Annotated in this window: 22 protein-coding genes; 3 read left to right on the top strand and 19 right to left on the bottom strand. The window is 59.9% G+C overall.

All coding sequences use genetic code 11. From position 1 onward, the window contains the following. Positions 1-11 precede the first annotated feature (11 nt). The 5 genes from ACXADQ_RS06865 to paaA all read right to left on the bottom strand — a co-directional run bounded on the left by ACXADQ_RS06865 (position 12) and on the right by paaA (position 3683). Entirely contained in the window at positions 12-1055 is a 1044-nt protein-coding gene (locus tag ACXADQ_RS06865) for a 2Fe-2S iron-sulfur cluster-binding protein (RefSeq protein WP_475317460.1), read from the bottom strand. A 13-nt stretch (positions 1056-1068) separates the two neighbouring features. Then, on the bottom strand, positions 1069-1563 hold the full coding sequence (paaD, locus tag ACXADQ_RS06860; RefSeq protein WP_475317454.1) for a 1,2-phenylacetyl-CoA epoxidase subunit PaaD: 495 nt from the start codon (positions 1561-1563) through the stop codon (positions 1069-1071). Continuing rightward, the gene (gene paaC, locus ACXADQ_RS06855; protein WP_475317451.1) at positions 1563-2309 is read right to left on the bottom strand and encodes a 1,2-phenylacetyl-CoA epoxidase subunit PaaC; all 747 of its coding nucleotides are present in this window, start codon (positions 2307-2309) and stop codon (positions 1563-1565) included. Before paaC ends, paaD begins: the two co-directional genes overlap by 1 nt. After that, positions 2309-2593, bottom strand: a complete 285-nt coding sequence (paaB, locus tag ACXADQ_RS06850; protein WP_475317447.1) for a 1,2-phenylacetyl-CoA epoxidase subunit PaaB — start codon at positions 2591-2593, stop codon at positions 2309-2311. Before paaB ends, paaC begins: the two co-directional genes overlap by 1 nt. Positions 2594-2699: 106 nt before the next feature. Then, on the bottom strand, positions 2700-3683 hold the full coding sequence (gene paaA / locus ACXADQ_RS06845; RefSeq protein WP_475317441.1) for a 1,2-phenylacetyl-CoA epoxidase subunit PaaA: 984 nt from the start codon (positions 3681-3683) through the stop codon (positions 2700-2702). 107 nt (positions 3684-3790) lie between these two features. Here paaA and ACXADQ_RS06840 point away from each other — a divergent pair, with 107 nt between their 5' ends. Beyond that, positions 3791-4645 (top strand): SDR family oxidoreductase, encoded by an 855-nt coding sequence (locus tag ACXADQ_RS06840; RefSeq protein WP_475317436.1) that lies wholly within the window; start codon positions 3791-3793, stop codon positions 4643-4645. A 47-nt stretch (positions 4646-4692) separates the two neighbouring features. On the opposite strand, the gene ACXADQ_RS06835 is transcribed toward ACXADQ_RS06840, so the two are convergent. The 4 genes from ACXADQ_RS06835 to ACXADQ_RS06820 are packed head-to-tail and all read right to left on the bottom strand — an operon-like array spanning position 4693 to position 7942. Continuing rightward, complete coding sequence (locus ACXADQ_RS06835) at positions 4693-4875, bottom strand: hypothetical protein (protein WP_475317430.1); 183 nt, start codon at positions 4873-4875, stop codon at positions 4693-4695. Then, the gene (gene dxs, locus ACXADQ_RS06830; protein ID WP_475317423.1) at positions 4872-6800 is read right to left on the bottom strand and encodes a 1-deoxy-D-xylulose-5-phosphate synthase; all 1929 of its coding nucleotides are present in this window, start codon (positions 6798-6800) and stop codon (positions 4872-4874) included. Before dxs ends, ACXADQ_RS06835 begins: the two co-directional genes overlap by 4 nt. Before the next feature lie 18 nt (positions 6801-6818). Next, the gene (locus tag ACXADQ_RS06825) at positions 6819-7691 is read right to left on the bottom strand and encodes a polyprenyl synthetase family protein (protein ID WP_475317419.1); all 873 of its coding nucleotides are present in this window, start codon (positions 7689-7691) and stop codon (positions 6819-6821) included. Between the two features lie 8 nt (positions 7692-7699). Next, positions 7700-7942: an exodeoxyribonuclease VII small subunit gene (locus tag ACXADQ_RS06820; protein WP_475317415.1), complete on the bottom strand. Its 243-nt coding sequence runs from the start codon at positions 7940-7942 to the stop codon at positions 7700-7702. A 101-nt stretch (positions 7943-8043) separates the two neighbouring features. On the opposite strand from ACXADQ_RS06820, the gene ACXADQ_RS06815 reads away from it, so the two are divergent. Next, complete coding sequence (locus tag ACXADQ_RS06815; RefSeq protein ID WP_475317409.1) at positions 8044-9006, top strand: phosphotransferase family protein; 963 nt, start codon at positions 8044-8046, stop codon at positions 9004-9006. A 57-nt stretch (positions 9007-9063) separates the two neighbouring features. Here ACXADQ_RS06815 and ACXADQ_RS06810 read toward each other — a convergent pair whose 3' ends face one another. From ACXADQ_RS06810 to ACXADQ_RS06795, 4 genes are all read right to left on the bottom strand, one after another. After that, on the bottom strand, positions 9064-9981 hold the full coding sequence (locus ACXADQ_RS06810; protein WP_475317405.1) for a histone deacetylase family protein: 918 nt from the start codon (positions 9979-9981) through the stop codon (positions 9064-9066). Positions 9982-10018: 37 nt separating this feature from the next. Then, positions 10019-10504: a hypothetical protein gene (locus ACXADQ_RS06805; protein ID WP_475317399.1), complete on the bottom strand. Its 486-nt coding sequence runs from the start codon at positions 10502-10504 to the stop codon at positions 10019-10021. 105 nt (positions 10505-10609) lie between these two features. Next, a complete protein-coding gene (locus tag ACXADQ_RS06800) occupies positions 10610-11311 on the bottom strand; it encodes a response regulator (RefSeq protein WP_475317393.1) in 702 nt (233 codons plus the stop codon). Beyond that, on the bottom strand, positions 11308-11805 hold the full coding sequence (locus ACXADQ_RS06795; RefSeq protein WP_475317388.1) for a MarR family winged helix-turn-helix transcriptional regulator: 498 nt from the start codon (positions 11803-11805) through the stop codon (positions 11308-11310). The genes ACXADQ_RS06800 and ACXADQ_RS06795 overlap by 4 nt, the downstream gene beginning before the upstream one ends. A 174-nt stretch (positions 11806-11979) precedes the next feature. Between ACXADQ_RS06795 and ACXADQ_RS06790 the strand changes: the two genes are divergently transcribed. Beyond that, complete coding sequence (locus tag ACXADQ_RS06790; protein ID WP_475317386.1) at positions 11980-12846, top strand: branched-chain amino acid aminotransferase; 867 nt, start codon at positions 11980-11982, stop codon at positions 12844-12846. 61 nt (positions 12847-12907) lie between these two features. Here the strand turns inward: ACXADQ_RS06790 and cobO are convergent, their stop codons facing one another. The 6 genes from cobO to ACXADQ_RS06760 all read right to left on the bottom strand — a co-directional run bounded on the left by cobO (position 12908) and on the right by ACXADQ_RS06760 (position 19619). Next, positions 12908-13501: a cob(I)yrinic acid a,c-diamide adenosyltransferase gene (cobO, locus tag ACXADQ_RS06785; RefSeq protein ID WP_475317383.1), complete on the bottom strand. Its 594-nt coding sequence runs from the start codon at positions 13499-13501 to the stop codon at positions 12908-12910. Positions 13502-13587: 86 nt separating this feature from the next. After that, entirely contained in the window at positions 13588-14508 is a 921-nt protein-coding gene (locus ACXADQ_RS06780; RefSeq protein ID WP_475317378.1) for an ABC transporter permease, read from the bottom strand. 12 nt (positions 14509-14520) lie between these two features. Further along, positions 14521-15813, bottom strand: coding sequence for an ABC transporter permease (locus tag ACXADQ_RS06775; RefSeq protein ID WP_475317375.1), 1293 nt, complete (start codon positions 15811-15813; stop codon positions 14521-14523). A 105-nt stretch (positions 15814-15918) separates the two neighbouring features. Further along, positions 15919-17007, bottom strand: a complete 1089-nt coding sequence (locus tag ACXADQ_RS06770) for an ABC transporter substrate-binding protein (protein WP_475317372.1) — start codon at positions 17005-17007, stop codon at positions 15919-15921. A gap of 110 nt (positions 17008-17117) precedes the next feature. Further along, positions 17118-18221 (bottom strand): ABC transporter ATP-binding protein, encoded by a 1104-nt coding sequence (locus ACXADQ_RS06765; protein ID WP_475317370.1) that lies wholly within the window; start codon positions 18219-18221, stop codon positions 17118-17120. 324 nt (positions 18222-18545) lie between these two features. Continuing rightward, positions 18546-19619, bottom strand: a complete 1074-nt coding sequence (locus ACXADQ_RS06760) for an SMP-30/gluconolactonase/LRE family protein (protein WP_475317365.1) — start codon at positions 19617-19619, stop codon at positions 18546-18548. Positions 19620-19625: the final 6 nt, after the last annotated feature.

Below are 19625 nucleotides of genomic sequence, written 5' to 3'. Positions count from 1 at the left end.
TGCAGCGAAACTCAGGCTGCGTCGAAGTCCAGCACCAGTTTTTCACTGGTCGGGCGCGCCTGACAGCCCAGCGTGAACCCGGCCTTCAGCTCCCAGTCTTCCAGTGAATAGTTCACGGCCATTTCTGCGCTGCCTTCTTCGACTTTGCAGCGGCAGGTGCAGCACATGCCGCCCTTGCAGGAATAGGGCAATTCCAGCCCCTGACGGGCGGCGGCATCCAGGATCGTGTCATCCTGCGCATCGAATTCGAACACCCGGCGCGTGCCATCCAGAATGACCTCGACCGTGACCCCCTGCTCGGCTGCGGCCTGAGCAGCGGCCGAGGCCGGGGCCTTGGGCGCTTCGCCTTCGTAAAAGCGTTCGAAATGAATTGTGTCCTTGGCCACGCCCTCGGTTTCCAATGTGGCCGCGACATCGTCGATCATGTCGCCAGGCCCGCACAGATACACGCCATCCGCCTGCAGATCGATCGCACCGGCACGCCCCAACGCAGCGATTTTTTCTCCGGTGATGCGGCCATTCAGCAAATCCACGTCTTGCGGTTCCCGGCTGAGGATATGGATCAGGGTGAAACGATCGGTATAGCGGTCCTTCAGCGCATCCAGCGCCTGGCGGAACATGATGCTGTCGGTCCGGCGGTTGCCATAGACCAGCGTGACCTCGTGGCCCTGCGCCAGCTGGTCCGCGGCGATGGACACCATTGGGGTGATGCCCGACCCGGCCGCGATCAGGATCAGTTGCTTTTCACCATTGGGCGTAAACCGTCCCTCGGGGGGCATGACCTGGATCGTGTCACCCGCTTGCAGGCCCTGCGCAAAGGTCGAGAATTTGCCCTCTTCAACCCGTTTCACCCCAACCGTCAGCGGTCTGCCGGGCAGGCTGGCAATGGAATACGAGCGGCGCAGGTCCTCGCCTTCGATCTCGGTGCGCAGGGTCAGGTATTGGCCCGGTTTCCAGTCAAAGGCACCGTCCAGATCACTAGGCACATCAAAGGTGATCGCCACGGCATCGGGCGTTTCATGGGTCACAGTCTGGATCGTCAGCTGGTGGAACATCTTGCTGGTCCTCTCAGATACATTTGAAATAGTCGAAGGGTTCGGCACAGGCGGTGCAGCGGTATTGCGCCTTGCACGCGGTCGAGCCGAACTCGGATAGTCGTTCTGTTTGCGTCGAGCCGCAGCGCGGGCAGGTCACCGTGGTCTCACCGAACAGCATCAGGCCTTTGCCGGTCGCCTCTTCGGGCGGTGCGATGCCATAGTCCCGCAGTTTCTCACGCCCTTCGGCGCTGATCCAATCGGTGGTCCAGGCAGGCGATAGGATGCGTTCGATTTGTACCTTGTCAAACCCGGCCTCGCGGATCGCGGTTTCGATGGCCAGCTCGATGGCCAAGGTCGCCGGACAGCCCGAATAGGTGGGCGTGACCCCGGCCTTTACGACACTGTTTTCGACCCGAACCCAGCGCAAAATGCCCAGATCCGCGACGGTGACGCAGGGCACCTCGGGATCAGGCACTTGCGCTGCGGCGTCCCAGGCGCGCGCCTCCTCTTGCGCGGCCCGGGACATTACCAGCTGGCCCCAGGATGGGCGCGATACAGCGATTGCATCTCGGCCAACAGATGGCCAAGGTCCTCGCCATGCAGGCCCTCACGGCCGCCGGTGTGGGGATAGTCGACGCTGGGCATATCCAGCACCGCCTGTTCGAAAATCTGGGCAATCACCACACCAAACGCAGCCCGCATATCAGCGCGTTTGGGCAGAATGCCCGCCGCTTCGGCCTCTTGCGCGGCCTCGGAACTGACGAACAGCTCATCGACATAGATCGAGAGCGCCTCAACAGCCTCCTGCATCCGGGAGGCACTTTCCTCGGTGCCATCACCCAGGCGGACCACCCACTCACCCGCATGACGGATGTGATAGGCCATCTCTTTCACAGCCTTACCAGCGACCCCACGGATCACCTCGTCGGTGCTGCGAGCCGCGGCGTCCCAATAGGGCTTCATGAAAGCCGCGAAATACAGCTGGCGCAGCATGGTATGGGCGAAATCTTCGTTGCGACGCTCGACCAGCAGACAGTTGCGATACTCGCGCTCCCCGCGCAAATAGGCCATGTCGTCCTCGGATTGGCCTTTGCCCTCCAGGTTTGCGGCATGTTCGTACAGCGTCCGCGCCGTCCCGATCATGTCCAATGCCATGTTCGGCATCGCCAGATCTTCCTCTAGCAAGGGCGCATGTCCGCACCATTCCGACACCCGATGCCCCAGCACCAGATTGTCATCCGCCAGCTCCAGAATTGCCTGATAGATGGCCATCACATATGCCCCACTTCTTCGGGGATGTCATAGAAGGTCGGATGACGGTAAATCTTATCCGCTGTCGGCTCGAAATTCTCACCGGCCTGATCAGGATCGCTGGCCACGATGTCGGCCGAACGCACCACCCAGATCGAGGTCCCCTCCCCCCGGCGCGTATACACATCACGGGCGGCCTGCACGGCCATCACCTCGTCTGCGGCGTGGATCGAGCCCACATGCTTATGCGACAGCCCGTTTCGCGGGCGAATGAAAACTTCCCAAAGCGGCGTGGTGCTTCCCATCTCGCTCTCCTCTCAATTCTCGTGAATCCCCAAAAGGGACGGTGGGCGGGGCGATGTTGCCAACGGCAACGAGCGTCGTCCCGCCGGTCCAAAACCTCAGCCCGAATTACTCCGCAGCCATCTTGCGTGCCTGGCGCTTCTCGGCATGAGCCAGCGCAGCCTCGCGCACCCAGGCCCCATCATCCCAGGCCTTCTTACGGTCGCGAATGCGATCCCGCGCCATCGGGCCATGCCCTTTCACCACGCGCCAGAATTCGCTCCAGTCGATCTCGCCATGGTCGTAGCCGCCTTTCTCCTCGTTCCATTTCAGATCAGGATCCGGGATTTTCAGGCCCAGGTATTCTGCCTGCGGCACGGTCGCGTCGATGAATTTCTGGCGCAGCTCGTCATTGCTGAACCGCTTAATCTTCCACGCCATCGACTGGTCCGAGTGCTGGCTGTCCGCGTCATGCGGCCCAAACATCATGATCGAGGGCCACCACCACCGGTTCAGACTGTCTTGCGCCATTTCCTTCTGTTCGGGCATGCCCTGGGCCAGCGTCATCACGATCTCATAGCCTTGACGCTGGTGAAAGCTCTCTTCCTTGCAAACACGGATCATCGCGCGGGCATAAGGCCCAAAGGAACAGCGGCACAGCGGGATCTGGTTCATGATCGCAGCGCCATCCACCAGCCAGCCGATGGTGCCGATATCGGCCCAGCTGAGCGTGGGATAGTTGAAGATCGAAGAATACTTGGCCTTACCCGAATGCAGCTCTTCGGTCATTTCCTCGCGGCTGACCCCTAGCGTTTCGGCAGCTGAATACAGGTACAGCCCATGCCCGCCTTCGTCCTGCACTTTGGCCAGCAGCGCAGCCTTGCGGCGCAGCGTGGGCGCGCGGGTGATCCAGTTGCCCTCGGGCAGCATCCCCACGATTTCCGAATGCGCGTGCTGACCGATCTGACGCACCAGGGTGCGGCGATAGCCTTCGGGCATCTCATCCGTCGGCTCGATTTTTTGTTCGGCATCAATACGCGCCTGGAACCTGTCCAGAAACTCCTGAGTCTCCTGGGTGCTGCCATCAGCCCCAATCAAACCTTGCGAATACATGGCTGGGTCTCCTCCTGTCGCTTAACGCGTTATATGTTACAAAAATCCTAAAAGAAACATTTTTCGTAACACTTGTGGTCAGAAAAGTTTCAGCGCAGGGTAATCTTATGACTAAGACATTGATCTCATTCGGGCATGGCTACTCTGCTGCTGCCTTGGCTCAGCGACTGATCGCCCAGGATTGGCAGGTTTTTGGCACGACCCGCAGCCCCGACAAGGCCAATGCGATTCGGGAAACCGGCGTCATGCCGATCGTTCTCGACGATACGGATACAGAGATTGAGAACGCCTTGGCAAAGGCGACGCACCTGTTGATCTCGGCCGGTCCGGACACGGACGGAGACCCCACCCTGCGCCGCTTTGGCGCCCAGATCGCCGCTGCTAAGCATCTGCAATGGGTCGGCTATCTGTCCACCACCGGGGTATACGGCGATCATCAAGGCGGCTGGGTGGACGAAACCACACCGCTGACCCCCTCGACGAAACGCGGTCAATGGCGAGTCGCAGCCGAACGGGACTGGCAGTCGCTCGACCTGCCTTTGCATATCTTTCGTCTGGCCGGAATCTATGGCCCCGGTCGCGGACCCTTTGCCAAGGTGCGCAACGGCACCGCGCGGCGGATCATCAAGGAAAACCAGGTGTTCAGCCGCATTCATGTCGAGGATATCGCGCAGGTCCTGCACGCCTCGATCCAGCGTCCAAATCCCGGAGCGATCTACAATGTCTGTGACGATCTGGCCGCCCCGCCCGAAGACGTGATCGCCTATGCGGCTGGGTTGCTGGACCTTCCGGTGCCCCCAGCCATTCCAATCGAAGAGGCCGAGATGACTCCGATGGCCCGCAGCTTCTATGCGGAATCCAAACGCGTTCGCAACGACCGGATCAAGGATGAATTGGGGGTCAGACTGCGTTACCCGGACTATCGGACCGGGTTGCTGGCGCTGTTAAACAGCGCGATGTAAGTGGCCCATGGCTCAGGCCACCCACAATTTTTTCGGGAAATCCCAGATTACTGGATGCCCAGTGCGATCAGCACGCTCATCAACAGAAAAACCGCATAGTCTGCACCGCCCGAGCTGGTGGCCTCGGCGGCGATAACAGCGGGTTCCATGGCAGCCGACCCGGCACTACCGGCCAGGGCGGGGGCTGCGGTCAACATCAGAACCAGCGGGAATGCGATAATTTTTTTCATGCTCTTTTTTCTCCGATTTGGGATATTCCCAGAATATCCAGTACTTTTGCCTGTATTTTGGGCGCGTTCAAGCCTGCGACCTCATACATATCGGCTGGACTTGCCTGATCAATGAAAATATCGGGCAAAACCATGGATCGGAACTTTAAACCGCAGTCAAAAACACCCTCTTCGGCCAGCAATTGGGCGACATGGCTGCCAAAACCTCCGATTGCACCCTCTTCAATGGTGATCAGGGCCTCGTGATCGGCGGCGAGTTGGAGAATCAGGTCACGATCCAGAGGTTTGGCGAATCGGGCATCGGCCACGGTGGGGGTAATCCCCTGCGCCTGAAGCAATTCACAGGCGGCCATGACCTCGGACAGGCGCGTACCAAAAGACAGGATCGCGACTCGGCTGCCCTCTTGGATCATACGGCCTTTGCCGATTTCAATCGGTTCGCCACGTTCGGGCATATCCACGCCAACCCCTTCGCCGCGCGGATAGCGGAAGGCGATCGGGCCCTCGTCATGGGCCGCAGCGGTGGCGACCATGTGGACCAGCTCGGCCTCGTCTGCGGCGGCCATCACCACGATACCGGGCAGATTGGCCAGGAACGCTGTGTCAAAACTGCCCGCATGGGTGGCGCCGTCAGCCCCGACCAATCCGGCGCGATCAATCGCAAAGCGCACGGGCAGGCGCTGGATCGCCACGTCGTGCACCACCTGATCATAGCCCCGCTGAAGGAAGGTGGAATACAGCGCGCAGAACGGTTTCAATCCACCCGCAGCCAGCCCGGCCGCAAAGGTCACCGCATGCTGTTCGGCAATACCCACGTCAAAACACCGGCTGGGATAGCGTTCGGCCATCAGGTTCAGCCCTGTGCCGTCCGGCATCGCGGCGGTCACCGCGCAAATCTTGTCGTCCTGGGCGGCCATGTCCACCAAGGTCTTGCCAAATACACTGGTATAGCTGGGCGCGTTCGAGGGCGCCTTTTGCTGCTTGCCGGTGATCACATCGAATTTTGCGGTGGCGTGTCCACGGTCGATGGCCTGTTCGGCGGGGGCGTATCCTTTGCCCTTTTTCGTGATCACGTGGATTAGGATGGGGCTGTTTGCCCGCGCCTTGACGGTGCGCAGAACCGGCAGCAGCTGATCCAGATCGTGGCCGTCAATCGGGCCGATATAGGAAAAGCCCATCTCTTCGAACAACGTCCCACCAACGGTCATGCCCTTCAGCATTTCCTTGGCGCGCTTGGCGCCTTCGCGGAAAGGTTCGGGCAGCAGGCTGACCGCACCCTTAGCGGCGGCTTTGAATTCCTGGAACGGCTCGCCCGCATACAAACGGCTGAGATAGGAGGACAGCGCGCCAACCGGCGGCGCAATCGACATATCGTTGTCGTTCAGGATGACAATCAGGCGTTTCTTCAGATGGCCCGCGTTGTTCATCGCCTCGAACGCCATGCCCGCGCTCATGGACCCGTCGCCGATCACGGCGATCGCGTCACCCAGCCCGCCCTCGGCAGTGCCACCCAGATCACGGGCTACGGCGAAACCCAAAGCAGCGGAGATTGAGGTCGAGCTATGCGCTGCGCCGAACGGATCAAACGGGCTTTCCGAGCGTTTGGTGAAGCCCGACAGCCCATCCTTTTGCCGCAGGGTGCGGATACGGTCGCGCCGGCCGGTCAGGATCTTGTGCGGATAGCATTGGTGCGACACATCCCAGATCACCTTGTCCTTGGGCGTGTCAAACACCGCATGCAGGGCGACGGTCAGTTCAACCACGCCCAGACCGGCGCCCAAATGCCCCCCGGTTTCGGACACGGCGCTTACGGTTTCGGTGCGCAGTTCGTTGGCCACTTGATGCAGTTGCGCGTCGCTGAGCCCTTTCAGGTCAGCGGGGACATTGACTTGGTCCAGCAATGGCGTGTGCGGTCGGTCCGACATGGGCCCTCCGGGCGGCTGTTAGCTTGCACGCGAAATAACGAAGCGAGCGGCCTCTCGCAAGGTGTCCGCCTGATTACCGTACACAGCTAGGGCGTCGCAGGCCTGTGTCACCAGCCCTGATGCGCGAGCTTTCGCCGCATCCAGGCCCAAAAGGGACACGAACGTGGCCTTACCCGCATCTGCGTCCTTGCCCACGGCCTTGCCCACGGTTTCGGCGTCGCCTTCGATATCCAGCACATCGTCCCAGATCTGAAAGGCGAGGCCCAACGCTTGTGAATACGCCGTCAGAGGGGCGGCATCCGCCCCCGCCATGATCGCGCCAGCCGTGGCGGACCATTCGATCAGGGCACCGGTTTTGCCCGCCTGCAATTCGGTGATCTGGTCCAGCGTCAGCGGTTGAGCCGCCGTTTCAGCGGCGATGTCCATTTCCTGACCGCCCACCATACCAGCGATCCCGGCAGACTGCGCAAAGCCATGGATCAACGCAACTTTGTATTCGGGGGCGCATTCAGTCTGACACAGCGCCTGAAACGCCAAGGATTGCAACGCGTCCCCGGCCAGAACTGCGGTGACCTCGTCCCATTTCACATGCACAGTGGGTTGGCCGCGTCGCAGCTGGTCATTGTCCATGCAGGGCATGTCATCATGAACCAACGAATAGGCGTGCATGCACTCGATCGCCGCCGCTGCCGGAATGGCAGATTGCTGCGAAATCCCATGCAGGCGGGCGCTATCCAGCACCAGAAACGCGCGCAGCCCCTTGCCGCCGATACAGGCATATTCCATCGCTTGGGCGACGGGGCTGTTTTGCCCGGCCAAAGCCTGACGCACCCATCCTTCGGCAGCGTCGCGGGCCCCTGCCAGCGCGCCCTGCAAATCGACTTGGCTCATGGGTGCCTCTACAGACCTTCGACCGGCTTCAGCCCGGCAGCGTTGCCATCCCCATCCAGAGTGATGGCGGCAACCTTTTCCTCGGCCTCTTTCAACTTGGTCTCGCAGCGCTTTTTCAGCTCGGCTCCGCGTTCATACAGCTTGATGGAATCATCCAGCGCCACGTCGCCGCGTTCCAGCTGGCCGACAACCTGTTCCAGCTCGGCCATGGCTTCTTCGAAACTCATTTCGGATACGGGGCGGTCGGTCATCGGGGGCTCCTATCAGGGCAGTTGCGGCGCCACCTTATCCGCGCCCGAACGAAGGTTCAATTCAGTTGACGCTTACCGGGCGCTGACAGATAGTACCGCAAATGAGTGTCGTCACCTCCAGCAATATCATGCTTTATCCGGCCCAAGCTGTGGCCGCGCATGAACATGCTTTGGAACTCGCCAGTACTGCGGGCTTACAGGTTACCGACGGCGAGACTCTGCGCTTTGTACCCGATATGCGGATCATTGTACGCGCGACGCTTGAGGGCCGAGACGTGGTGTTGCGCGCGCCACTTTCTGAGGCGGGACAGGAACCGATGGCGAAGGAATGGGCCGAGCTGAAACGCACCCACGCCTATATGTCCGAAGGCCCCAATCAGGTGGTTGAACCAATCTATTTTGACGAGGAAACCGGCCTGACCGTCATTGCCTTCGTGCCCGGTCGTCCCTTGATGTCACATCTGTCCAGGCTTCCAAGGGAAACACGCGCGCAAACCTACGCGCTGGCCGGGACCTGGCTGGAGGCCTATCTGGCCCCCACTTTGACCATGCAGCCCGCCAACACGCGGCGCTGGCTGCGCAGAGCCAAAGAGGCCATGGCCACGCAGCCGCATGAGAAACTGCGCGAGGTCGAACAGCGTGTTTTTCGCAAGATGCGGCATCTGTCCGAGCAAATCGGTACCGAGCCCTGGCCCGTGGCGATCACGCACAGCGATTTCCACCCCAACAACCTGATCCTGACCGAACAGGGCTTGACCGGAATCGATTGCGGTGGATCTGGCCGCGCGCCTGTGGCCAAGGATCTGGCGCGCTCGCTCACCCATATGGCCCGGCGGGGCATTCTGTTTGGCAAAGAGCGTCATTTTGGAGTGGACGCGGCGGCCTTTCACGCCTTGCAATCGCACATGGATTTTGCGCCCGAAATGTGGACCCGGCACCTGCCCTTCATGCTGTGTTTCGAGACTCTGATCCGGGTCGAGCATCCTGAAATGCCTGCCGACAGGGTGGATCATGCGTTCAACATGACGCGCGGTTTGTTGCGGGGTCTGCGCAAGATCACCTAGGCCATGTGTTTGGCTGATGCGTTGCAGTGAGTATTTGCAGGAGCAAAGAAAGAACGGTCAGGCGCCTGCCAGAGACGACACATGCGCGGCGGTGCTGGCGGCGAGGGCTGTGAGATCATACCCGCCCTCGAGCGTCGAGACGATGCGCCCGTCACAATGCTGATCAGCCAGGTGCATCAGCTGTTGGGTGAGCCATGTGAAATCCTCGGTGCCCCAGTTCAGCTGCGCCAGCGGGTCGGCCATATGGGCATCGAATCCGGCCGAGATCAGGATCAGTTCGGGCTTGTAGGCGTCAATCATCGGAAAGACGCGGGCCTGATAGGTTTGGCGCATTGTGCGGCCGTCCGAATGGGGCGGCAGAGGCAGATTGACGATCTGGTCATGGGCGCCGCGTTCGTTTTCGGATCCAGACCCAGGCCAGAGTGGGGATTGGTGGGACGAGAAGAACAGGATGCCGGGTTCGTCCCACAGCAGGTCTTGGGTGCCGTTCCCGTGATGGACATCGAAATCGACGATGGCGATGCGTTCGAGCCCCTTGGACAGCGCGTGTTTCGCCGCAATCGCCACATTTCCAAAGAGGCAAAACCCCATCTGGGTATCCGTTTGGGCATGGTGGCCAGGTGGACGGGTGGCAACAAAGGCGTTTTGAACCGCACCCGCAAGAACAGCGTCGACCGCGGCGATATTGGCTCCGACGGCGCGACGGGCGGCCTGCAACGAGCCCGGGGACATATGCGTATCGGCATCCAAGGCGACAGTGCCTGAGGACGGGACGCTTGCGGTGATCTTGTCCAGATAGGGCTGCGGATGGCACAGCAGGATATCGCGATCTTCACATAGCGGGGCCTGGTGGCGGGCAAGCTGGAGCGGGGCGAGCGCGCTTGAGATTGCCTCGAGCCGGGCGACTTGCTCGGGGTGACCGGGCGGGGTGATGTGATCCAGGCAGTCGTCGTGCATATACAAGGCCGTGGTCATACAACACCCCTTTTTCAATGTTTGGTCCGATGTCTGGCTAGCCTTGTTCCTCTTGGCAGGTCAGGGCAGTGTCCAGCGCCACCATCGTGCCCGTCAGGTCAATGGCCATGACTTCTCCGTACTCATTGAATAGCGTCATGGTCTGCCGCGCGGCAATATCGAACAGGAAATCGGGGTTATCGAAATAGATATCTGCCCCTGGAACGTCGGCCAGGTACAATCCACGGGCGACGCCCTCGTAGGTTTGGCCATCCAGATCGAACAGGATGTCATAGCTGGCGCCTTCTTCGATATCGCCCCAATTGTCGTGGAAGGCCGTGACATAGCCTCCGCCTTCGATCCGGTCAAAGCCGACCCGGACAACAACGCCATTGGTGAACTCGGCCTGGATCAGGCAGCCATTGCCCAAGCTCGGATCAACAAGGATATCCCATCCCCCGGCGCCGTCCCAATAGACCAGTTCCTGCGCCATTGCAGCAGGTGCGAAACAGGCGGCGCACAGGGCCGCATACAGAATTTTCATGATGTCCTCCCCAGTCGGGCAGTGGGTGCCCTGGGGTCAGGCTAACACGTGAAGCAAAAAATTCCACTTGTTTTCTGAGACTTAAGAATCGCTCGACGCGTATACTCAATCCGGGGCCAGCATATACCCCGCCCCGCGCACCGTTTGCAGATAGCGCGGCTGCTTGGGGTCAGCCTCGATCTTGCGGCGCAGACGAGTGATCTGCACATCCACTGCGCGTTCTTGCGCCTGCCCCCGATCGCGGCCCAGATCCTCGACCAGTTTGCTGCGCGAGATGGCTTCGTGTGGCAGCCCCGAGAAGATCTTCATCAGCTGGCTTTCGGTCGCGGTCAGCCGGACCAGTTCGTCGCCATGCCACAGCTCTCCGCGTTCCGTGTCATACCGGATATCCCCCAAGGACAGCACCTTGGGGGCTGTGTCCACGGCTGTGGTTTCGGGCATACGCCGCAGGATGGCGTTGATCCGCAGCAACAGCTCTTTGGGCTCGAACGGTTTGGTCAGATAGTCATCCGCCCCGGCCTCAAGTCCCGCAATCCGGTGTTCGGTTTCCCCCCGCGCTGTCAGCAAAAGGATCGGGGTCGCAATGTCCTGGCGCAGTGATTTCGTGAGGCTGATCCCATCCTCGCCCGGCATCATCACGTCCATCACGATCAGATCGAACTCTAGCCCCGACAGCAACCGCCGTGCATGGGCCGCGTCACGCGCGGCCGACACCAGGAATCCGTTCTTCATCAGGTATTTCTGCAACAGCCCGCGGATGCGCTCATCATCATCGATGATCAGCAGATGGGGATCGACGTCGCTCATGCGCCATTCTCCTTCAGCGCGTGGTAGCGCCGGCGCATTTCAGGGTCCATCATCGCCTCGAGCACCTGACGAAAGCCCGCCACTGCCTGCGGCCCGGCCGCGCGATAGGCCGCGCGCATCCGGGCACGCTGGGCATCAGACAGTTTGCGTTCCAGCGCCGCGCCATCCTCGGTCAGGTACAGATGACGTTCGCGTTTGTCGGCCACGCCCACGCGGCTTTCGACAAGGCCATCCTCGATCAGAGTCCGCAAGACGCGGTTCAGGGACTGCTTGGTCACACCCAGCAGGATCAGCAGGTTGTTCACAGTCGTGCCCGGCGCCCGATTGATGAAGTGAATCGCCCGGTGATGCGCCCGCCCATAGGCCATACCTGCCAGAATGCGGTCAGGATCAGCGGTAAACCCCCGATATGCAAAGAACATTGCCTCGATCCCTTGGCGCAGCTGTTCATCGGTCAGGAACAGCAGGTTCTCTCCGGTCGTCACGTCAGACATGTCATCCCCTTACAAATCGTTATCAAAATGCCCGCTATTGCAGCAGCTTAAGTCAGTCTTATTGACATTCCAAGGGCGAACTGATACCGAATCGCAGCTTTCACGCAAGAAAATGTCCGCACCGGACCAATTTGGCGCAATTTTTGCAAAACGGCAACGCGCAGGAGGATACGAATGGCTGGGTATGATGACCGCGACGGTAAAATTTGGATGGATGGAGAATTGGTGGATTGGCGCGACGCCAATGTCCACATTCTGACTCACGCCCTGCACTATGCCTCGTCCGTGTTCGAGGGCGAGCGTTGCTATGAGGGCAAGATCTTCCTGTCTCGCAAACACTCGGAACGCCTGATCAAATCCGGCGAGATGATGGACATGCCGATCCCCTACTCGGTGGACGAAATTGAAGCCGCCAAACAGGCCGTTCTGGACGCCAACAACCTGACCGATGCTTACGTCCGTGTGGTTGCCTGGCGTGGCGCTGGCGAAGACATGGGCGTTTCAGCCGCCCGCAACCCCGTCCGCATGGCCGTGACCGCGTGGGAATGGGGCAGCTACTATGGTGATGCGAAATACCAGGGTGCGAAACTGGACGTGGCCAAGTGGAAACGCCCCTCGCCCGAAACCATCCCGACTTCGGCCAAGGCGGCGGGTCTTTATATGATCTGCACCATGTCCAAACACGCGGCCGAGGCCAAGGGCTGCTCGGACGCGCTGTTCATGGATTACCGCGGCTACGTCGCCGAAGCGACCGGCGCCAACATCTTTTTCGTCAAGGACGGCGAGGTGCACACACCCCTGCCCGACGCCATCCTGAACGGCCTGACCCGTCAGACCGTGATCGGCATGCTGAAGGATCGCGGCATCACCGTGCACGAACGCCACATCATGCCCGAAGAGCTGGACGAGATGGAACAATGCTGGCTGACCGGTTCCGCCGCCGAGGTCACCCCCGTGGGCCAGATCGGCGACTGGACTTTCGAGGTGGGCGATCTGTGCCGCGAAATCTCGGAGGCCTACGAGGCCCTGGTCCGCGCCTGATCGCATCCCTATCTAACGCAGAACGCCGGCCCCAGAGGCCGGCGTTTTTTGTTTCTGGCGCTTAGAAATCCACCCCGCGCTGCGCCTTTATCCCGGCAGCGTAGGGGTGTTTGACCTCGGTCATTTCAGTCACCAGATCGGCATATTCACACAGCAATTTCGGCGCATCGCGGCCGGTCAGGATCGCGCTGGTGCGGTCCGAGCGGCGTTTCAGTCCCTCCAGCACCTGCTCCGCCGACAGATAGTCATAGCGCAGGGCGATGTTGATCTCGTCCAGCACGATCAGGTCATACTCGCCGCTTTCCATCATCTCGCAGCCGCGATTGAAGGCGGCCGTCGCGGCGGCGACATCGCGGTCGCGATCTTGCGTGTCCCAGGTGAATCCCTCGCCCATCGTGTGCCAATCGACCCCGCCCAGACGGTCGAAAAACTGACGCTCGCCGGTAATCCACTTGCCCTTGATGAATTGCACGACGCCCACGGTTTTCTTCCACCCCAGCGCGCGGACAATCACGCCAAACGCGGACGAGGATTTGCCTTTGCCGTTGCCGGTATGGATCAGGACCAGCCCGCGATCTGGGTCAGTCGCCTCGGCCACCTTGTCCTGATGGGCCTTTTGCATTTTCTGCATTTTCTGCTTGTGGCTGTCGCTCATGTCCGCCTCCTGTTTGCGCCCTGTTGGCATACAGAAAAGGCCGGAGGTTTGCACCCCCGGCCCATTGGATTTCTCTGTCAGGCAGATCAGCCGGGGCTCATCCCGCGCAGGCGTTCCGAGCGACGGCGCAGCAGTTCGACCGTGGTCAGCAGCGCGATCGAGATCAGAACCAGGATCGTTGCCACCGACAGGATTGCCGGGCTGATTTGCTCGCGGATACCGTTCCACATCTGGCGCGGGATGGTTTGTTCATCCAGGCCACCCACGAACAGCACCACCACGACCTCGTCAAACGAGGTGACGAAGGCGAACAGCGCCCCCGAGATCACGCCGGGCAGGATCAACGGCATCTGCACCCGGCGGAAGGTTGTCACCGGATCGGCGCCCATATTGGCCGCCGCGCGGGTCAGCGAGTGATCAAAACCCACCAGCGTTGCCGTCACGGTGATGATCACAAAGGGAATGCCCAAGGTCGCGTGCGCCAGGATCACACCCAGATAGGGAATGCCCCAATCCTGGATCGAAATGGCCGAGTAGAAGAAGAATAGACCCGTCGCCACGATGATGATCGGAACGATCATGGGCGAGATCAGGATCGCCATGATCACCCGGCGATAGGGCATCTCGGGGCGGGACAGACCCAGCGCCGCGACAGTGCCCAGACCGGTGGCCAGGATGGTCGAAAAGAAACCGATGATGACCGAGTTCTTCGCCGCGTTGATCCAGGCCGCGTTGGACCAGGTATCGGCCCACCAGCTGAAATCACGCGGGGCCTCGGGGGCCAGCATGCCGAAGGTAAGCAGCAGATCGTACCAGCGGGTGGAATACCCGGTCGGATCGAACTTCAGCATCTTCTCGGTAAAGGTAAAGTACGGCTCGGCGTTAAAGCTGAGCGGGATCACAACCAGGATCGGCGCGATCAGGAACAGAAAGATCAGCGCGCAGATCACCAGATAGGTGTAATACCAGGCTTTCTCCAGCGGGTCGGCGTAGGACGGAAGTGCCATTGTCGTCTCTCCTTAGCCCAGTTTCAGATTGTCGATGCCGATCAGGCGATCATACAGCCAGTATAGGATCATCACCCCGCCCAGCAGCATCGCAGCCAGCGCCGCGGCCAAGGACCAGTTCAGCGATTTCTGCATGTGGAACGCGATCAGGTTGGAAATCAGCTGACCATCGGCACCACCCACAAGAGCGGGCGTGATGTAGTAGCCAACTGCCAGGATGAACACCAACAGCGCGCCAGCACCGATCCCCGGTACGGTCTGCGGGAAATAGATCCGGCGGAACGCGGTCCAGCTGGTAGCACCCAGACTGCGCGCGGCGCGTACATAGGACGGGTTGATTGGGCGCATCACCGAGTACAGCGGCAACACCATGAACGGCAGCAGGATATGCGTCATCGCGATCACAGTCCCCAGCTGGTTGTACATCATCTGCAATCGGTTCTCGTCATCCAGCAGGCCGGTTCCAACCAAGGCATCGTTCACCACGCCTTGTGATTGCAATAGCACCATCCAACTGGTCGTTCGCACCAGAAGCGACGTCCAAAAGGGCAGCAAAACAAGGATCATCAGCAGGTTCGAATGGCGCAGCGGCAGCGTCGCCAGCAGATGCGCAATCGGGTAGGCCAGAACAAAGGTCAGAAAGGTGATCAGCAGCGACAGGAACAGCGTACGCTGGAACAGCTTGACATAGACCTGCCGGTTTTCGTTCACCATAACGATCTCGCCATCGGCGTTCTTGGTGCGGTCGGCAGCGGCCAGATAGAAGTTAAAGGTATAGGACGAGGACGCATCGCGCATCACGCGCCACAGCGCGGGATCACCCCAATCTTCGTCCAGATCCAGGATCGCGGCCTTATACGGAGGCTCCAGTTTATTGGCTTTTCTTGCGGCCTTTGTGAACATCGAGCGCGAGCCCGACAGTTCATAGTTGATCCGGGTTCCTGCCTGACCGGCGGCGCGTAGCTCTTTTAGAACCACAAGGTCCGCCGCCAGCGCGGCAAAGGCCGCCTCGTCCGGTTCAGTCCCCAGCGGATTGTCGCCAAACCACGCTTTCAAATTCGTCATGATCGGGGTGCGGACACCGGTCCCGATTTCTTCGTGCACCGTAAACCCTTCGTTATGAACGGATTTCTTCAGCATCTGGCCGATCGGCATCACGAAGGTGATCAGAATGAAAGCCAAGAGCGGCAGAACCAGAAAAAATGCGCGGCGTTTGGCGTGGGACTGCGCCCTGGCCAAGGCCTGCTTCAGCGGTTTGCCGTCCGCCGTTGTCAGCATCTCTCCGTTCGCACTTGCGTCGGTCATGTGGATGGTACCTTTCCCCGTCATGGGCCGGGCCTTTGGTGGCCCTTACCCTGTATTGGTTGGATCACCCCCGGCACGGCGCCGGGGGCATTCCTGTGGACTGGATTAGTTGGCCAGCCAGGCGTTGAAACGCTCGTTCAGCTCGGCGTCTTTATCGACCCAGAACTCGAAGTTGTTGACCAGAGCGTTGCCCAGGTTCGCCGAAGCGGTCGGCATATGCGGACCCATTTCGGTCACGCCATCCGAGTATTTGCCAACCAGAGCACCCGACGATTTACGCGCAGGACCGTAGGAAATCCACGAAGCCTGATCGGCCAGACGCTGGGTGTCGGTTGCAAATGCGATGAACTCCATCGCGGCGTCTTTGTTGGGGGCACCTTTGGGAACCACGAACAGGTCGAAGTCCATGATCTGACCGTCCCAGACGACTTCCAGCGGCTGTTTTTCAGCAACGGCAGCGTTGAAGATACGGCCGTTATACGCGGTCGACATTACGACCTCGCCATCGGCCAGCAGCTGCGGAGGCTGAGCGCCGGCTTCCCACCAGACGATGTCGCCTTTGATGCTGTCCAGCTTGGCGAATGCGCGATCAACGCCTTCGTCGGTGTCCAGGACGTCATAGACCTCGGCTGCGGGCACGCCGTCTGCCATCAGAGCCATTTCCAGGGTCGCTTTGGCCGATTTACGCAGGCCGCGCTTGCCGGGGATCTTGGCGGTATCAAAGAAATCGCCGATGGTCGCAGGCGCCATCGAAACATTGTCTTTGTTATAGGCGAAAACGGTCGACCACACGATGTTTGCAACCGCGCAATCCTGAATCGCACCTTCGATGAAGTCGTCAGCAGCGGGGGTGCCATCGGGGGCGGCGGGCAGCATCGAGGCGTCGATTTCTTCCAGCAGGCCTTCGTCACACAGACGCACGGCATCCGAGAATTCCACGTCAGCGACGTCGATCGAAACGTTGCCGGCTTCAACCTGCGCCTTGATCGGAGTTGCGGGGTTGTCCGCGTCGATCGAGTTGATTTTCACACCGGTCATCGCGGTGAAAGGCTTGTGGTAGGCCTCGACCTGCGACTTGGTATAGGCCCCACCCCAGGACATCACCGTCACTTCGCCACCACCGTGGCTGCCAGCCTGAGCGGCAAATGCTGCAGTGGTCAGCGCCGATGCCAGAAGAGCTGTTTTGAGTTTCATTGTCATAACTCCCATTGATACCCGTTATTAAATGAGCCGAGAGGACAGAACGGGTTGTACTTCCGCCTCTCGTTACGAACGCGGGCCCGAACAGGCCGGGCCAGCGGGTTTTAGGCGTCCAACGCGTGACAGTCGGATGGCAGCCAGCCGATTTCCAACTGCGCACCGGGGATCAGACGATCCTGGTCGGGTGCGTTTCGCGTTTTGACGACAAAGTCCTCGTTTCCGGCGACCCGCAGGCGGGTGCGGAAAATGTCACCCATATAGATGAATTCCAGCACTTCAGCCTTCAGGGTGTGGGCCCCTTCTTGCAGACGTGCCTTGTTGAACTCGACACGTTCGGGTCGGATCGAGACCTTGGTGCGCTCTCCCGCCTTCGAGACATTCACAGCCTTGGCGTCGATCAGCTCGCCGTCGTCAAGTTTGACGACGCACAGGCCATCGCCCTTCATCTCGGTGACGGTGCCTTCCAGCGTGTTATTCTCGCCGATGAACTGAGCAACAAAGCTGTTCTGCGGCGCCTCATACAACTGATCCGGCGGGGCCAGCTGTTGGATGCGGCCATCGTCGAATACGGCGACGCGGTCCGACATGGTCAGGGCCTCGGTCTGGTCGTGGGTCACGTATACGGTCGTGATCCCCAGCTCGTGCGCCAGACGGGTGATTTCGAACTGCATGTGTTCGCGCAGCTGTTTGTCCAGGGCGCCCAGCGGTTCGTCCATCAAAACCAGCTCGGGTTCGAACACCAGCGCACGGGCCAGCGCGATACGCTGTTGCTGGCCACCGGACAACTGAGCCGGACGGCGCCCACCAAAGGCCCCCATCTGCACCATATCCAGCGCGCGCTTGATTTTCTCTTCTCGCGTGGACTTGTCCATGCCGCGGACTTCAAGCGGGAACGAAAGGTTCTCGGCCACAGTCATGTGCGGGAACAAGGCGTAGTTCTGAAACACCATCCCGATACCACGTTTGTGCGGTGGGATGTTGTTGATGGGTTTTCCGTCCAGAAGAATTTCGCCGTGCGTGGCCGTTTCAAAGCCGGCCAACATCATCAGGCAAGTGGTTTTGCCCGAACCTGACGGGCCAAGCATTGTTAGGAACTCGCCCTTGGGCATGTCCAGGTTCAGATCTTTGACGACCAGAGTTTCACCATCATAGCTTTTCTGGACACGATCAAATTTTACGAAACTGTCGTTCGTTGTAGCGTCAAGCAAGTGACCCCCCCGTGGGTTCTATGTTTTTATCTGAACTCAGCCAACTACATACGAACCCATTTTACAACATCCAAAACGACCGAAATCGCCGCATGGGCGGGACGATTGCCTTAAATATCGTCAAAGAGCAGTTCCATCGAACTGCGCGGTCACAAATATCGACTCTATTGACCCAAGGACAACAAAGCGCGGCGCAATAAGTAGGCTGGTTTCGCTCATTACAATGTCATCGCATCCAAACCGGCGCTGGATGTAGACGACCTATTTTTTCCATTTACGACAATTTGGCGGACTCAATGCCGAACAGGCAGCGGTATTTCGCCGCTAATGTCGCAAAACGCCTAGTTTTCGCTCGGTTAGCGACGCAACATAGATCATTCCGTTCGGCGCACTGACCGCACCAGTGGTTAAAGCATAGGCACCTGCTGGATCTTGCAGCGTTTCAATCACTGTGCCGTCGGCTCTCATGCGCAAAATGAACCCGTACCGAGTTGGCGCAGGCTTCATCTTTTCTGGCAGTCGCAAAACTGCGCGGCGTATCTCGGGGCTTTGATCAAGCTGGTCCATCAGGTCATTGCGCGGACTGACCAGCCCCAGCCACAATGTCCCGTCCGGCGCATCATTGATGTTGTCGGGGAATCCCGGCAGGTTTTCCAGCACGACCTCGCGCTCGGCGCCGTCCGGCGACAGGCGCCACACCCGATAGGCCCCGGTTTCGACCACAAACACCGATCCGTCCGGTCCGATTGCGACACCATTCGGAAAAGTCATCCCGTTCGTGAACAGACTGGTTTGGCCACTACGAGGATCATATTTCAGCACCCGCCCGTTATTCGAATGCTCTACCAGATCCAGAATCGAGGCGGACAAGGTCCCACCATGGGCCTTGGCCCCGAACCGGGTCGAGGCATCGCTAAAAAAGACCGTACCGTCCGCGGCAATATCCAGATCGTTGGCATATAGAATGGGGCGCCCGTCTGCTTCGGTCGCCAGTTCCTGCACGACCCCTTTGCCATCCACAGAAAGCAGCCCCCGATAGGCGTCAGCCACATAGAGCGTCCCATCCGGAGCAAACTCTAGCCCCAGAGGGCGGCCACCGGTAATCGCAAAAACTTCGGCTGTGTCCTCTGGGTCGGTCGAGCGCCGGATAATCTCGCCATTCTGTGTGGCGACATAGATCAGCCCATCAGGCCCGATCGCCACGTCCTCGGGGCCGTGACGACCATCAAGATCCAGAAAGTCCAGCTGGCTCAGCCGCGAATTGGGCGCGAAGTCACCGGAATACCCCGGGTTCGGCGGGGCATTCCAAGCTTTGGGTTCAACCGGAACTGGCCAGATTGCCAGGTAGACAACGCATATGACAAAAATCAGTCCGAATAGCCCAAAGAATGAACGCATTTTTTC

This window comes from Thalassovita sp. ABM4_323, from assembly GCF_056158665.1.
The sequence above is the reverse complement of the archived record's forward strand: the minus strand, read 5'-3'. Positions and strand labels throughout refer to the sequence as shown.